This is a genomic window from Cognatundibacterium luofuense, from assembly GCF_018139685.1.
GTDB classification, from domain to species: domain Bacteria; phylum Pseudomonadota; class Gammaproteobacteria; order Burkholderiales; family Burkholderiaceae_D; genus Undibacterium; species Undibacterium luofuense.
On record NZ_JAGSPN010000280.1, the window covers coordinates 1 to 367 of the forward strand.

General features: G+C 48.5%; 1 protein-coding gene. It reads right to left on the bottom strand.

The window, feature by feature from the left end:
* Positions 1-177: 177 nt before the first annotated feature.
* Positions 178-367: hypothetical protein (locus KDM89_RS20410; RefSeq protein WP_212689692.1), on the bottom strand; the 190-nt coding region annotated here is incomplete at its 5' end.

Consider the following 367-nt stretch of genomic DNA (forward strand, 5'->3'; position numbering starts at 1 on the left):
CTGACACCAAATGGTGAAGTCCCGGAAGCGGGGAAAATTGATGCTTCCAGTGTATTGCAAGGTCTGGGTTCTTTATTCGGTAAATAAGTTTTACCCTTATCCGAAGAAGCTGCGCAGCAAAAAAAAATCCCGCAACAGCCCAAAGCTGTGCGGGTTTTTTTGAGAGGCCTGCTGTGATTATTGGGCAAGCAAAGTCACATCGTCAATCAGAAACGCCGTTGCTGTCACGCTGCCTTCCACACCTGTGAATACGATGCGGATAGTCTGCCCTTTATAAGCCGACAAGTTGAAGGTCTTATTCAGGTAGCTACTGCCCTTATCCAGATTCGAATAGGTCGCCAGCGTTGCCAATACCGTACCGCTGCTG